Annotated in this window: 15 protein-coding genes; 11 read left to right on the top strand and 4 right to left on the bottom strand. The window is 55.9% G+C overall.

Features of this window, described 5'->3' with window-relative positions; genetic code table 11:
- Positions 1-7: 7 nt before the first annotated feature.
- The 3 genes from hslR to EBA31_RS24280 all read right to left on the bottom strand — a co-directional run bounded on the left by hslR (position 8) and on the right by EBA31_RS24280 (position 3,321).
- Complete coding sequence (hslR, locus tag EBA31_RS24290) at positions 8-415, bottom strand: ribosome-associated heat shock protein Hsp15 (protein ID WP_020837348.1); 408 nt, start codon at positions 413-415, stop codon at positions 8-10.
- Entirely contained in the window at positions 412-1,092 is a 681-nt protein-coding gene (gene yrfG / locus EBA31_RS24285) for a GMP/IMP nucleotidase (protein WP_122080392.1), read from the bottom strand. Before yrfG ends, hslR begins: the two co-directional genes overlap by 4 nt.
- A gap of 96 nt (positions 1,093-1,188) precedes the next feature.
- Positions 1,189-3,321: an intracellular growth attenuator family protein gene (locus EBA31_RS24280; RefSeq protein ID WP_122080391.1), complete on the bottom strand. Its 2,133-nt coding sequence runs from the start codon at positions 3,319-3,321 to the stop codon at positions 1,189-1,191.
- A gap of 467 nt (positions 3,322-3,788) precedes the next feature.
- Here EBA31_RS24280 and nudE point away from each other — a divergent pair, with 467 nt between their 5' ends.
- Positions 3,789-4,343 (top strand): ADP compounds hydrolase NudE, encoded by a 555-nt coding sequence (gene nudE, locus EBA31_RS24275; RefSeq protein WP_006319109.1) that lies wholly within the window; start codon positions 3,789-3,791, stop codon positions 4,341-4,343.
- 51 nt (positions 4,344-4,394) lie between these two features.
- Here nudE and mrcA read toward each other — a convergent pair whose 3' ends face one another.
- Positions 4,395-6,953: a peptidoglycan glycosyltransferase/peptidoglycan DD-transpeptidase MrcA gene (gene mrcA, locus EBA31_RS24270; protein ID WP_122080390.1), complete on the bottom strand. Its 2,559-nt coding sequence runs from the start codon at positions 6,951-6,953 to the stop codon at positions 4,395-4,397.
- A 122-nt stretch (positions 6,954-7,075) separates the two neighbouring features.
- Here mrcA and pilM point away from each other — a divergent pair, with 122 nt between their 5' ends.
- The 10 genes from pilM (at position 7,076) to dam (ending at position 14,890) form a co-directional block, all read left to right on the top strand.
- On the top strand, positions 7,076-7,918 hold the full coding sequence (gene pilM, locus EBA31_RS24265; protein WP_122080389.1) for a type IV pilus biogenesis protein PilM: 843 nt from the start codon (positions 7,076-7,078) through the stop codon (positions 7,916-7,918).
- A gap of 3 nt (positions 7,919-7,921) precedes the next feature.
- Positions 7,922-8,458: a PilN domain-containing protein gene (locus EBA31_RS24260; protein WP_122080388.1), complete on the top strand. Its 537-nt coding sequence runs from the start codon at positions 7,922-7,924 to the stop codon at positions 8,456-8,458.
- Positions 8,451-8,969, top strand: a complete 519-nt coding sequence (locus EBA31_RS24255; protein WP_122080387.1) for a hypothetical protein — start codon at positions 8,451-8,453, stop codon at positions 8,967-8,969. Before EBA31_RS24260 ends, EBA31_RS24255 begins: the two co-directional genes overlap by 8 nt.
- On the top strand, positions 8,962-9,318 hold the full coding sequence (locus EBA31_RS24250; protein ID WP_116691646.1) for a HofP DNA utilization family protein: 357 nt from the start codon (positions 8,962-8,964) through the stop codon (positions 9,316-9,318). The genes EBA31_RS24255 and EBA31_RS24250 overlap by 8 nt, the downstream gene beginning before the upstream one ends.
- On the top strand, positions 9,315-10,556 hold the full coding sequence (gene hofQ, locus EBA31_RS24245) for a DNA uptake porin HofQ (protein ID WP_122080386.1): 1,242 nt from the start codon (positions 9,315-9,317) through the stop codon (positions 10,554-10,556). Before EBA31_RS24250 ends, hofQ begins: the two co-directional genes overlap by 4 nt.
- 6 nt (positions 10,557-10,562) lie before the next feature.
- Positions 10,563-10,793, top strand: coding sequence for a hypothetical protein (locus EBA31_RS24240; protein WP_020837331.1), 231 nt, complete (start codon positions 10,563-10,565; stop codon positions 10,791-10,793).
- Positions 10,794-10,906: 113 nt separating this feature from the next.
- Complete coding sequence (aroK, locus tag EBA31_RS24235; RefSeq protein WP_004391482.1) at positions 10,907-11,428, top strand: shikimate kinase AroK; 522 nt, start codon at positions 10,907-10,909, stop codon at positions 11,426-11,428.
- Between the two features lie 93 nt (positions 11,429-11,521).
- Positions 11,522-12,619, top strand: coding sequence for a 3-dehydroquinate synthase (gene aroB / locus EBA31_RS24230; protein WP_020837329.1), 1,098 nt, complete (start codon positions 11,522-11,524; stop codon positions 12,617-12,619).
- 158 nt (positions 12,620-12,777) lie between these two features.
- Positions 12,778-13,800: an SPOR domain-containing protein gene (locus EBA31_RS24225; protein WP_122080385.1), complete on the top strand. Its 1,023-nt coding sequence runs from the start codon at positions 12,778-12,780 to the stop codon at positions 13,798-13,800.
- 277 nt (positions 13,801-14,077) lie between these two features.
- On the top strand, positions 14,078-14,890 hold the full coding sequence (gene dam / locus EBA31_RS24220; protein WP_020837327.1) for an adenine-specific DNA-methyltransferase: 813 nt from the start codon (positions 14,078-14,080) through the stop codon (positions 14,888-14,890).
- Positions 14,891-14,915: the final 25 nt, after the last annotated feature.

The following is a 14,915-nucleotide window of genomic DNA, read 5'->3' as shown; positions in this document are numbered from 1 at the left end:
CGAGGGGTTATTCCTGCTCACCAAATTTAAATTTAATCAGGTCGCGCCGCTCTTTCTTGTCCGGACGGCGGTCCGGATGCGGCATGGTCAGCGCATTCATCTTGCGTGCGAGCGCCACTTTCTCTCGATTGGCGATGCTGGCTTCGGTTTCCTGATACATTTGCTGCGCCTCGTCGGCGCCGCGCCGTTGGCTGGCCAGAGCCAGAACGATCACCGTGCGTTCATCGTTACCCTGACGCAGCTTGATCTCGGCATTGAGCTCGACATTCTTGCTCGGCTTACCGCGCTGTCCGTTATAGTGCACCTTGCCGCCGTCGATCATGTCCCGCGCCAACGCGCGGGTTTTGTAGAAACGAGCCGCCCAAAGCCATTTATCCAGCCGGACCGCGTCGTCCCGTGTTTCCTTATCTTTCATTGCTCCCCCTTGGCTAACGCCGGTATCAACAGGCGGTAGTCGCGCATTGCCGGGTAGTGTCGAAAGGTTTTCTCCGCCATGCTGGAGTCCGGATTCTGCACGCCCAGGCAATAGCGAATACCGAAGGTGTGGGCAGCATCCAGAATAGGTTCACCGTCGTCGACGAACAGGGTGCGTTGCGGATCAAATCCGGTGTGTTGCTGCACGGCCTGCCACAAACGCTGATCTTCTTTCGGATAACCAAATGTGTGGGTAGAAAGTAATAAATCAAGGTGGCGATCCAAACCGGTATGCTCAATTTTTACCGCCAGGCTGTGCGGATGGGCGTTGGTCAACAGGATAGTCCGGTGACCTGCGGCTCGCAATGCCTGCAAAAAGGGCTCGGTATCCTCACGCAGGCGGGCTCGGCTGCCAACCTCAGTGGTCATGCGGTAAATATCAAGATCCAGCCGTTCGCTCCAGTAGTCGAAGCAGTACCAGTTCATGGTGTGCTGCACCGCCAGATATTCCTGGTGAATGATTTTACGCGCTTCGTCGAAGGGAATAGCACGCTGCTCGCTCAGGGCTTGTGGCACCAGGCTGAGCCAAAAGTGGCTGTCGAACTCCAGATCGAGCAGGGTGCCGTCCATATCCAGCAGCACGGTATCAATTTCACGCCAGTCAAACTCGGGAACCATGAAAACTCCATAGGCGAACCGTCGGGGGTCCGCAGGATAAGGGGAATAGCGTTAGCGTAGCATAAGCGGATGACAGGAAGCAGGCCTGCGAACGACTCAGGGCATTGGCCGCAATGACATCGGGGACAGTTGCGGGTTAAAGCAGCTTTCGTAATAGCGCTGGATATCGGCGGTTCGGTGCTGGTTGATGCGGCGGCGCTGCACCAGTCGCCAGGTGTTGTAACCCAGAACGACGGCGACCGTCAGCAGCAGCAGGCTGGTACCGAGATAGCGCCACAGGGTGATGATATCCGGCTCGCTGTGCAGCGCAATATGGCGTGTACCATTGGCGTCGACGCTGATATTGGTGATCACGCCCTGAGCTTCAAACGGCGTATGCAGCAGCATGCTGGCCAGACGTTGCAGCTCATTCCATTGATCGAGCGCGTTGTACTCGTTTAAGGGGACCGCAGGCTGTGGGTGATTGACCAGCTGCTTGCCTTCATCGCTGCTGATCAGGAACCCGCCAGGTGGAGGGCTGTTGAGCGCGGCGGCAGCCTGTCGGGTTTCGCTGTAGACAAACGACGATGCGGCAACCTTGGTCAGGCTTTCCAGCGATTCGGCACTCACCGGGCGCAGCAACACGTTGACCCCCTGCAAAGCGCCCGACTTGGCGCGTTTTACCAGGGTAGCCCAGTTCTTGACGTTACCTAGGTTCACCAGGGCGTTTTTCAGCCGAACGCAGTCGTTGTCCGCCTGGCACAGATCCTGCGTTTTCAGCACGATATCGGAAAAATCGTCCAGCAGGATCATGCCGGATTTCTCAATCGCGCTGGCCAGCTGCGGGTTGAGTTTCTGATCGGTACCGTCGGGATGTAGCTGGGTATTGACCGTCGCCAGCAACGCTGAAGCTTTGTCGATGATATCGGATTCCGGCTGTGGCAGAGGGGCTGCGTTGTTCCAGTAAATGCCTGAGCAGTCGAAAGGCATAAAGCTGGAGGTGTGCGAACCGTTGACCGGTGGCGGCACATAACACATACCGTTGCCTTGAGCTTTCAGGGTATCACCGATGTGCAAGGTTGCGCCTTCGAGGGCCTGAACGTTGGTCACTTCAATTTTTTGCGCGCCCTGCAGCCAGGCCATGCTCAGCTTAAGCGGCAGGCTTAGCGGAATATAGGTCAGCAGCAGCACCAGCACCAAAAAAGAGCTGGCCATCAGCACCGCGTTTCTGCCCCACTGCTGCAACGGGAAGTTTTTCACCTCATCATGCAGAGAAAGGAAGCGTCCCTGGCGCAACACCTGACGGTTAAGGTAGATATCCACGTCGGTGGTCTTGCCCAGATCCTGGGTGATATAAGGCTGCCAGTGTGGCGGATAAATCAGATCGATGATGCCGAGAGAGATATTACTGATTTGCCCCTGATTGGATTCGCCAAACAGTCCCCAGCGCTTGGGGGTGCCTCGCAGGCAGTGCACTTCTTTCAGTTCTCGCGTTGTCGGCCGACGGAACAGGTTCCAGCAGCCCCAGGCGATCATCAGCACGGCGACCAGGATCATCCAGGGGATAACCACCACCGGGCTTATCAGGCTGAAGAACAGCAGCAGCAGGGCGGCCGAGATAACGGCAGCTTCCTTGATGCCGTTCGGGCGAGTCAGCGCGTGTTCTTCCGGCGTTTCCTTGCGGATATTCACCAGCTCGACATGCTCACTCTCTTCCTTGCGAATGGAGGCATTTTGAATTGGGGGCGCTTTCACCACCGGCGGTTGCGGTCGATCGTGAATATGGTCTTTCAGCGAATGCCCGTTAAGGGAGATAACCAGCGGTAACGTCTGGGTTCTGATCACTTCCACATGGTTATCGGCGCTGATGTACTGTTCCCAGAACGGCGGCAGATGCACCTCTTCGGCGTCCAGATAATAGCGCCACTTGTTGGGTTCATCGCTGGCCAGCCCGTAGCGGGTAATGGCGTGGGTAATGGGGTAGACGTTGTCGCTTTGCGGGGTCAGCGCCAGCTTGGCGGAAGGCAATGAGCTGTTACCGGGCAACAGTTTGTTGCTCAGCTTATTTTGCTGGCCGAGATAATGCTCGACGGCGGCGCGCTCTTCGCCGGTCAGTTTACGGTGTGTGGGTTTGATAAAGGGCAACGCGCGCGTGAGCAGCGGCTGATTGCGGGCTTTAAACCAGAGATACAGGCCGGCGGCAATCAGGCAGGCAAGCACTAAGGCCAATATCAACACTATTGTGCTCATGCTATCCCCATCTTGGACCCGTGAACCTCACCAACCTGATGAATCGTGGCGCATTATACGCAGTCAAATCACCAAGAGACACCCTGAACAGTGACGGGAGGAAAGATTCTCCGCCGGGATCTCATTTATTGATAATAACTGCCCGTTTTATCGCCATGTCTTACCTGTGTGATGATAGCAATCGGGCTCTTCTATCGGTATCGGCATTATCTTATTTTAATGCACTCTTTTTTACCTGAGAAAGACAGAAAATCGGCCTGAGCTGGCTACGGTTGTTAAAAAAAAGTAAATTACTGCTTGTGCTCGTTGCGGCAAAGGTTCTCATTAACGCACAATGTGATCAAGATCGGATTTGGTCAGCGTTTGAACGCAAGTGAACTGCGCGTCACGCCAATCATTATTCTGGTTATCTGCGTCATCACGCATGCTGTTGTGGCCTGCCGCCGGATAACTCATTTGAGGCAATCATGGATAAACACCTGCAAAAACCTAAAATTCTGAAAGTTGAAACGGTCGCACGTTCGCGTTTATTTAACGTTGAGTCCGTCGATTTGGAGTTCAGTAACGGTGTACGGCGGGTGTATGAGCGGATGCGGCCCTCGGACCGTGAGGCCGTGATGATTGTGCCGGTGATTGGCGATGACTTGCTGCTGATCCGTGAATATGCGGTGGGCACTGAATCCTATGAGCTGGGGTTCCCCAAAGGGTTGATCGATCCTGGTGAAGGCGTGCTGGAGGCGGCCAACCGTGAACTGATGGAAGAGGTGGGTTTTGGCGCCAAACGCTTTGATTTCCTCAGCAAGCTGACGATGGCCCCCTCGTACTTTTCCAGCAAAATGAATATCGTGCTGGCGCACGATCTCTACCCGCAGAGTCTGGAAGGGGATGAGCCGGAGCCCTTGCCGCAGGTACGCTGGCCGATTGCCGATATGATGGCGTTGCTGGCCGAACCGGATTTCCGTGAGGCGCGCAATGTCAGTGCGCTGTTCCTGACCGAGGCATTTTTACGCGGTTCACGTTAATCGTTGATTGCTAGATAAAAAAAGGGCCAGATTTCTCTGGCCCTTTTTTTGTTAGAACAGCTCGTGGCTCTCGCCGCCGGGATCCGTCAACGTCGTGCCGGTATCTCGCGATGGGTAGTCCGTTGGCTGAGTCCCTTCGATGAAGTACTCGGAGCGACTGCCGCCGCCGCCGCCAGAAAGCTTGCCGCTGCTCTTGTCGATGGTGACGCTGATGATGCCCGGTGGTGGAGTGACCTTCTGCTCCGGAATGCCTTCCAGCGCGGTTTTCATAAAGTCGTCCCATGCCGGCTGTGCACTCTTCGCACCGCCTTCGCCGCCGGAAATCTGATCCGGTATCGCGCCTGAAGCCGTAGCACGGCCAAGATCACGGCGATGGTCATCAAAGCCAATCCATACCGAGGTCACGGTATCCGGGCCATAACCGGAGAACCAGGCATCTTTCGAGCTGTTGGTGGTACCGGTTTTGCCGCCGATATCACGACGCTTCAGGTCACGGCCCGCACGCCATGCGGTGCCCATCCAGCCCGGTTCGCCGAAAATGTTACTGTTCAGCGCGTCATGCATCAGGAACGCCAGCGGGGTGCTGATCACGTGTGGCGCATACTGCTGATCGCCATCTTGGAGCACCTGAGCCGGAGTCACCTGCTCCAGTTGCGGCATCGGCACGCTGCCATTCTTGCCTTCCTGCGACGTAGCGACATTTTCAATATTGTCTTCAGAAAGTACGGCGGAACGGTGGGTATCACCGTAGATCACCGGCAGATTACAGCTGCTGCAGACAATCTTCGGCTTGGTTTCGAACACCGTGTTGCCGCTATCGTCTTCAATCTTGGTGATAAAGTACGGATCCACCAGGTAACCGCCGTTAGCCAGAACCGCATAGCCGCGCACCAGTTGCATAGGGGTGAACGACGCGGAGCCTAACGCCAGTGATTCGGTGTGCACGATGTTCTGCGCCGGGAAGCCGAAACGCTGCAGGTATTCTGCCGCATAGTCGACGCCCATCGCACGCATCGCACGTACCATTACCACGTTTTTAGACTGCCCCAGCCCCTGACGCAGGCGAATCGGCCCATCGTAGGTTGGCGGTGAGTTCTTCGGTCGCCAGTCAGTACCGGCGCCCGGATCCCAACGGGTGATCGGCAGGTCATTCAGAATGGTTGCCAGGGTGAGGCCCTTGTCCATCGCGGCGGTGTACAGGAAAGGTTTGATATTGGAACCGACCTGACGCAGCGCCTGGGTAACGCGGTTGAACTTGCTCTGGTTGAAGTCGAACCCGCCGACCAGCGCCTTCACGGCCCCGTCATTCGGATTGATCGACACCAGGGCCGAGTTGACGTCCGGCACCTGTGACAGCCACCAATTTTCGCCCACCTTACGTACCCAGACTTGCTGACCGGCCTGCACTACGTCGGTGACGCGTTTCGGCGTTGGGCCCTGCTGAGTATCTGATTTGTAAGGACGCGCCCAACGCATGGTCGTCATCGGTAGCGCAATGTGGCTGCCGTCAGCCATCATCGCCGTCGCTTCTTCGGCGTTGGCCGAGACAATCACCGCCGGAGACAGCGGGCCGTAGTTCGGCAGATTCTTCAACGAATCGACGATCTGTTTTTGATCCCACGCCGCTTCACCAACTTTCCACAGCACGTTGGACGGGCCGCGGTAACCGTGGCGCATATCGTAGGCCAGCACGTTGTTGCGTACCGACTCCTGCGCCGCCAGCTGCAGCTTTTTGGTGATGGTGGTGTAGACCTTGTAACCGTCGGTATAGGCGTTGTCGCCATAACGCTTGATCATCTCCTGGCGCACCATCTCGGAGAGATACGGGGCGGAGAAGCTGATTTCCGGTGCATGGTAGTTGGCCACCAGTTCTTCGCTACGGGCCTGATCGTACTGCGCCTGAGTGATGTAATGCTCATCCATCATGCGCGACAGCACCACGTTGCGGCGCGCAACGGCGCGATCGTGGGAGTAAAGCGGGTTGAAGGTAGACGGTGCTTTCGGCAAGCCGGCGATGGTCGCCATTTCGCTTAAGGTGAGCTGGCTAACGTCTTTACCGAAATAAACCTGAGCCGCGGCACCCACGCCATAGGCGCGATACCCCAGATAGATTTTGTTGAGGTACAGCTCGAGAATTTCGTCTTTGCTCAGCATCTGTTCGATGCGAATCGCCAGGAAAGCTTCCTTGATTTTTCGCATCAGGGTGCGTTCCGGGCTTAAGAAGAAGTTTCTCGCCAACTGCTGGGTAATGGTACTCGCCCCCTGGGACGCATGGCCGGAGACCAGCGCAATAGAGGCGGCACGGAAGATACCGACCGGGTCGACGCCATGATGCTCATAGAAGCGGCTGTCTTCGGTGGCGATAAACGCATGCACCATAACCGGTGGAATTTGGTTCAGCTTCAGCGGAATACGGCGTTTCTCACCGTATTGGGCGATCAGTTCGCCGTCGGCGCTGTAAACCTGCATCGGTATTTGCAGCCGCACATCTTTCAGCGTCGCAACGTCAGGCAACTGCGGCTCGACATATTTGTACAAGCCAAAGATCGAGGCTGCCCCCAACACGATGCAACACACTGCAAGGATTAGTAAATACTTTACGAACTTCACCTGAGATTTCCCATTTTCATGTCATTTGGGCAGTTTATAAACAACCGCGCGGTAGTATAAAGGCAAGCCTGCAACATGGATATGTTCTTTTATCATCTGACGATATGGAGGTCGGGCGAAATATGTTCACTCAAGCATGGCAGGTGGGGCTGGATATACAAAGTCACTGCATTCGCGCCCTGGCGGTACAGCGCCGCCGCAACGGTTGGCAACTGCGTCACTGGTGGCAACAAAGGCTACCGCAACCGGTGTTGCGAGAAGGCTGCCTCGAACACCCCGAGCTGCTGATTCAGGCGCTGCGACAATGGCGAATTCAGTTACCAAGACATATTTCCTTACGCATTGCTTTGCCCGCGCAGCGGGTTTTACAGCAGCAGATGCCGCTGCCGGACGCCAGGCTGAAAGAGCCGGCTCGCGGTGAATACATCACCAACCAGGGATTAAAACAGTTCCCGCTGGACAGCCAGTCGCTGGCTCTGGATTACCGTCCATCACCGGCAGACGCTGCCACTTTGCTGCTTACCGCTGCGCGACAGCAGGAGCTGGAACAGTGGCTGCATTGCTTGCACCAAGCCAATTTGCAGCCGCAGGTAGTCGATATTACCCCTTGCGCGCTTCGCACGATGGCGACAGCGGCAGGCGTGTCGCCCGAAACCGGTTTGCTGCATCGCCTCGAGCTGGAGTGGTTATGGGTTGCATCACCTTCTAGGTCCTTTGCCTATGGGGTTGTCCCAATGGTGGAGGCCGCAGAGGCGGGTCAGGCGCAGGCGGCAATGCATGCCGCCTGCCCGCCACTTGCTACGCAGCAAATTTACTATAGCAGCGTGCTGGATGAGCTGCCTCCGCCAGGATGTTTGTCCTGGTCTCCATTTAGCGCTTTTAGTCAGCTGCGTCCACCGCAGCCCCTTATACCGGCGGCATTTGTATTAGCCGGGGGTTTGGCGCTGCGCACAGAGGACAACTAGCTGATGTATCAGGTTAATCTTTTTCCCTGGCGCACTCGAGCTCAGCGTCGGCGCGCCACTTTCTGGTTGCGCCTGTTGGTGTTGCAACTGGCGCTGGCTGCGGCGGTGCTGACGGGGGTTTTGGGGTTGTTAAACCGTCAGCAGGATCAAGAGTATCTGGCACTTTTGACGCTGGTCCGGCAGCAGACGGAATTGACGGAACGTTTTCAGCAACGGCAACGGGCAATGGCTCGCCTGGCAAGCTTAACCGCGCAGGTGGAGCAACAGGGCATAAATGGGGTGCACAACCGACGTTACCTTCAATTGCTGCAACAGCTGTCGCCCCTGTTGCCCGCAGCGTTGTGGCTTATCGCATTGGATACTAATGCACAAAATATCCGTCTGCGGGGCCTGAGCCGCCGTTATGAGGCGGTGACTCAGTTTGAACAACGGCTAGTTGCGTTGCCGTTGTTGCAGCACGGCCGCCTGACTGAGGTGGTGCAGCGTCAGGATGGTTTGTTTTCATTTACCCTGACGGCACAGTGGGGGGGGGATGAATAAGCCTCTACCGCGCTGGCTAACGAGATGCTTGCACCTGCCGGGGTGGAAGCTGTTGCTGATGCAGTGGCTGGCGTTGAGCGGCCCGATCCTGCTGTTCGGCCTTCTGCTGCTACAGGACAAATGGCAGCAACTGGGGCAGACCCAGGTGGAGCGGCAACGCCTAACGCAACAAATGTCTCCGCTGTGGGCACAATTGGCCCGGATGCCGACAATGGAGGCTCTCAATCAACAACTGCAACAGATTAAGCCCTCACCGGTGGCTAATGAAGCGTTGCTGGACGTATTGCAGCGAGTGGGGGCCGGGCTGCAACGCTGGCAGCAGCAGGAAAATGCCTCGCGGCAAGCCCTACGGCTGCATCTTGAGTACGGCAGCTTATTAAGGCTGCTGGAAAAATTGCCTACCAGGCTACGCATCGATCAGATGACTGTTGAAACGCAGACGGAGGGGGTGTCGGTGCATTTCACTTTCCAGGATGTGGCTGAGGCTGCGCGGGTTGCCCCCTATGAATAAAAACCTTGGATTCTGGCTGTTGTTGCTACCGATGGCGCTGCTGGCGCAGCCACGGGATCCTTTTCGACCGCTGCCTTCCCCCGACTGTCCTGCAGCGGCAGAGTCGCCGGTGAATTGGCGCTTAAAAGGTACCCTCGGACACGAGAGGCTGCGTTTTGCCTGGATAGTTACGCCGGGCGGAAAGTGGTTGCGAGTCAAACCCAGCCAAACGCTACTGGCTGGGCGTTGGCAGGTTGAGCAGATACTGGAGCGGCAAGTGACGTTAAGCGCGGTTCAGAGTAATCCGGCCTGTTCGGTTGCCGAGGATAGGGTGGTGTTGGCGTTGGGAAAGCATAAGGAAGAAAAATGAAAGGATGTCGTTGGCTTGCAGTTTTGCTGTGGGGGAGTGCGTTCGCAAACATAGCACAGGAGCCTGACCCCATTTCTCTGGAGTTTCAGGATGCGCCTGTGGCTGTGGTATTGCAGGCGCTGGCGGATCATCAGCAGCTTAATGTCGTCACCGCCGCAGGCGTGGGGGGAAACCTGACGCTGCGGTTGGATAAGGTACCCTGGCGGCAGGCGCTGGCCGTGATTTTACGCATGGGGAAACTGACTATGACGCTGGAGGGCAACGTGATGATGGTGTTTCCCGAACCAAGCGAACAGGAAAAGCAACGACAACAGCTGGCTTTAGCGCAAAAACAGCCATTACACAGCGTGACCCTGCCGCTGAATCATGCCGACGCGACGGAGATTGCTGAAAATCTGAATGCTCAGGACGGTACCTTGTTGAGTGAGCGGGGCAGCCTGGTGGCGGACAAACGCACCAATGCCGTGCTGCTCCGCGATACCGCGCCGATAGTGGCATTATTGACGCAGCGGATCGCGGAGATGGATGTGCCATTGGCGCAGGTGCAGTTAGCGGCGCATATCGTCACTATTAACAACGAAAGCTTGCGGGAGCTTGGTGTGCGTTGGGGGCTGGCGCCGGACGAGCGGCCAGCAAAGTCGTGGCAATTGGATGGCTTCAACGTGGCGTTGCCGTTGGAGCGTAGCGCCGTCAGCGCCGGTTTTCATCTGGCACGAATCGGTGGCCGTTTGCTCGATCTGGAACTGATGGCGCTGGAACAGGAGAACCGGGTGGAAATTATCGCCAGCCCGCGCCTGCTGACCGCTAATCTGCAGACCGCCAGCATCAAGCAAGGGACGGAAATTCCCTATGAGGTGAACAGCGGTGCCAGCGGGGTGACATCGATAGAATTTAAAGAGGCGGTGCTGGGCATGGAGGTGACGCCAAAAATTTTGCCGAATGGCCGTATTACCCTGACGTTGCAAATCAGTCAGAACATGCCGGGGCGCTCCATCAGCCGCGCGACAGGCGAGACGCTGGCGATAGATAAGCAGGAGATCAAAACCCAGGTGACGGTGAAAGATGGCGAAACCATTGTTTTGGGCGGCGTATTTCAGCGCCATAGCGCCCAGGGAGCAGATAAGGTGCCCGGTATTGGCGATGTGCCACTGCTGGGATCTTTGTTCAAACAGAGCAGCAAGCAGCATAAACGGCGTGAGCTGGTGATATTCATTACTCCGACATTGATTAAGGCCTGAGCGGCAATGTGTCAGGTTCGTGGGAAATCACCTAAAGTTGATGAGCAGATGCACTTTTTTATCGCCTTGGGGGCATCTGCGTTTGACGCTGCGACCGATTTAGCTTACAAGGGTTACCGAATTGAGCACCGAGGTTTTTTTGTTAGCGCCAAGACGCCGTTAAAAACGTATGGTTTCCCTCCTGCGGCGTGGATTGCGATTTATTCGGTTGCCAAACTACCAAGAGTGTTGAGATAATTTTCCGTCTGATCTCGCACTATCGTTCATGAGGTTTCAGTTTAGGTCCCGCCGCTGATTTGATTGGCGGGGCGGGTTAACATTAACGAATTGTCTTAGTAATACCGAAAAACATGGCAGAGAAACGCAATATCTTTCTGGTTGGGCCTATGGGTGCCGGCAAAAGCACTATTGGCCGTCAGTTAGCTCAGCAACTCAATATGGAGTTTTTCGACTCCGATCAAGAAATTGAGCGACGTACCGGAGCTGACGTGGGCTGGGTATTCGACGTGGAAGGTGAAGAAGGTTTCCGCGATCGTGAAGAAAAAGTCATTAATGAACTGACGGAAAAGCAAGGCATCGTGCTGGCTACCGGCGGCGGTTCGGTTAAATCGCGTGAAACGCGTAACCGTCTGTCGGCGCGTGGCGTAGTGGTGTACCTGGAAACCACTATCGAGAAGCAATTGGCCCGAACCCAGCGCGACAAAAAGCGTCCGCTGCTGCAGGTTGATTCTCCTCCGCGTGAAGTGCTTGAAGCGCTGGCGAAAGAGCGCAATCCGTTATACGAAGAAATTGCAGATGTCACCATCCGCACCGACGATCAAAGCGCCAAAGTGGTTGCCAACCAGATTATCAACATGCTGGAAAGCAACTGATTGCGGTTTCCGTGTTCGCCACGGCAAATGCGGAAAGACTGATTGTGTTCCCCGCAGTAGCGGGGATAAACCACACTGAGAACTGAGCGCGACATGGAGAGAATTACCGTAACGCTTGGGGAGCGCAGCTACCCGATTACCATAGCCGCCGGATTGTTCAACGATCCGGCTTCTTTTATGCCGCTGAAGGCGGGTGAGCAGGTTATGCTGGTCACCAACCAAACCCTGGCGCCACTCTATCTGGACCACGTCCGGAAGGTGCTGGAACAGGCTGGCGTCATGGTGGATCAGGTGATTTTACCTGATGGCGAACAGTACAAATCTCTTGCCGTGCTCGAGCAGGTGTTCTCGGCGCTGTTGGAAAAACCGCACGGTCGCGATACCACGCTGATTGCCCTTGGCGGCGGCGTGGTAGGCGATCTAACCGGTTTTGCCGCCGCGTGTTATCAGCGCGGAGTCCGCTTTATTCAGGTCCCTACCACTCTGCTGTCGCAGGTGGACTCTTCCGTTGGCGGTAAAACCGCCGTCAATCATCCGCTCGGTAAAAACATGATCGGTGCCTTCTATCAACCCGCTTCAGTCGTGGTTGATCTGGATTGCCTGAAAACCTTGCCGGCGCGTGAGCTCTCCTCTGGTTTGGCTGAAGTGATCAAGTACGGGATTATTCTCGATCGCGATTTCTTTGTCTGGCTGGAAAACAATATTGATGCTCTGGTGGCGTTGGACATGCAGGCTTTGGCCTATTGCATCCGCCGTTGCTGTGAACTTAAGGCTGAGGTCGTTGCCGCTGACGAACGCGAAAGCGGTCTGCGTGCGCTGCTGAATTTGGGCCATACTTACGGCCATGCTATCGAAGCCGAAATGGGCTATGGTGTATGGTTGCACGGTGAGGCCGTCGCTGCCGGCATGGTGATGGCGGCAGAAACCGCGCACCGTCTCGGTCAGTTCTCCGCCGAAGATATTGAACGTATCAAAGCACTGTTATTACGCGCTGGCTTGCCGGTGTGTGGTCCGCAGGAAATGGCACCGGAATCTTATTTGCCACATATGATGCGCGATAAGAAAGTACTGGCCGGTGAACTACGTCTGGTACTGCCGACGGCCATTGGCCAGGCGGAGGTCCGCGGCGGAGTTGGGCATGAAATGGTGCTTGCTTCCATCGCAGCTTGCCTTCCTGCAGGGAATGCCTAAGTAAATCGGACGAAGTAACAGTGGCTTAGCCGCCGTTTACATCTATATTAATTATGTGCAAAGCAGGCATGGCGTCGCTTTGACATCATCGGGTTAATCTGCCCGTGCCACGGTAGATCTACAGTGGTGGGCTTTTGCCTCTAGTTGGAGGGTTTCAGATGGATGAGTTTAAACCGGAAGACGATCTCAGACCTGATAGCAGCGATCGTCGTCCTGCACGTTCGCGCAAACCGGCTCCGGGACCGCGTTTTGCCGTTTCGCGTCAGCATTTAATGATTGGTATCGGTATTTTGGTGCTGTTATTGCTGATTGTCGGCATTGGCTCGGCGCTGAAAGCGCCAACCAAGCATGAAGCGGCCCAGGAAGGCGCGCAAAATGGCGCGGCCAAAGACATTAACCTGTCCGGTTCTTCGTCGCTGACGGCCGGTAATTCCGGCGTTCCGGGTGGTACTACCGACACCAATGACAATAACGGTGTGAGCAGCAGTTCGCAGCCGCAAACCGTCAGCGTTCCACCGATCGCCAGCACCCCGACGGAAGCGCAACCGCAGCAGCCGCAGGGCGGCGCGCAGCAACGGGTCGATTTGCCGGGCAATATGTCGGACGCGCTGTCGGCCCAGCAGGGGCAGATTGATACCGCGACGCAGGGCATGACGGGGCCGGCTTCGACCCTGCCGACGGCTCCTGCGACTCTGATGAACGGCGCAACGGCGAAAGAAACCGTACGCCCGGTTCAGGGAACGGCGCCACAGCAACACAAAACGCCGGCAAAAACCGTCAGCAAGCCGACGGCTACGACCTCGCAGCACAAAGCGCCAACCACGGTGTATACACCGGCGCCGACCTCTTCCGCCAAAGCGGGAGCGGCAAGTGCCAAGGCGGGAGCCGTAAGCGGCAACGCGGGTTCGCTGCAATCTGCACCGGCAGGCCATTACACTCTGCAACTGAGCAGTGCCTCGCGTTCCGATACGCTCAATGCCTACGCCAAGCAGCAGAAACTGCAGCATTATCTGGTGTACGCAACCCAGCGTGACGGTAAACCTTGGTATGTGCTGGTGAGTGGCAACTATGCCTCTTCGGCAGAAGCGAAGCGCGCAATCGCGACGCTGCCAGCGGATGTTCAGGCGAAAAAACCATGGGTTCGACCTGTACGCCAGGTACAGCAAGATCTGAAAAAGTAACCCGGTAGATTTCAAGCTGCATTCAGTTGGCGAAGGCAGGGATTTCAGACATTTAGGGGCGCAGCATGCTGCGCCCATGTTAATCGGGGCACGCAATTTAGCCCGCGACAGATGACTGAAGTGGCCTGGAAACAGGCTGAACAACCGTGCGTGGCCAGCGATGCTGCGGCTTGAAGTATGAAGGGTATCAATCACTTAAATTTGTGCGCTGATGTGCTGTCTGAAACAGAGTACAATCCGCCGCTCTGAATTGTATAATAAGTAGCTAATTGACGGCATGAAGAAAAACCGCGCTTTTTTAAAATGGGCTGGTGGAAAATACCCGCTGGTGGACGAGATTCGTCGTCATCTGCCAGCAGGCGACTGCTTAATCGAGCCCTTCGTGGGTGCGGGTTCAGTCTTTCTGAACACGGAATACGATGCCTATATTCTCGCCGACATCAACAGCGATCTTATTAACCTGTATAACATCGTTAAGCTGCGTACGGATGACTTCGTGCGTGATGCCCGCCTTCTTTTCACCGATGAATTCAATAAGTCGGATCAGTTTTACCTGCTGCGCGAAGAGTTCAATACTAGTGCCGATCCTTATCGCCGCGCGCTGCTGTTTCTTTATCTGAACCGCCACTGTTATAACGGCCTGTGCCGATATAACCTGCGTGGCGAGTTCAACGTTCCCTTTGGACGTTACAAGAAACCGTACTTCCCCGAGGAAGAGCTGTACTGGTTCGCCGAAAAATCCCGCAACGCCACTTTTGTCTGCGAGCATTACCGGGATACCATGGCAAAAGCCGAGCGTGGTACCGTGGTGTATTGCGATCCGCCGTATGCGCCATTATCGGCTACGGCGAATTTTACCGCCTACCACACCAACAGCTTCAGCATGGCCGATCAACAAAGCCTGGCGTTGATGGCACATCAGCTTTCGGTTGAAAGCCAGGTGCCGGTATTGATTTCCAACCACGATACCGAACTGACGCGTGACTGGTATCAGCACGCCTCGCTGTTTGTTGTGAAAGCGCGTCGCACCATCAGCCGCAATATTCTCGGCCGCAGCAAAGTGAATGAACTTTTGGCGCTTTATCGTTAAACCGGGGTTACGCCCCGGCGTATAA

It is taken from the genome of Serratia sp. P2ACOL2 (assembly GCF_003691565.1).
GTDB classification, from domain to species: domain Bacteria; phylum Pseudomonadota; class Gammaproteobacteria; order Enterobacterales; family Enterobacteriaceae; genus Serratia; species Serratia liquefaciens.
This window is presented reverse-complemented; position numbering and strand designations above follow the sequence as displayed.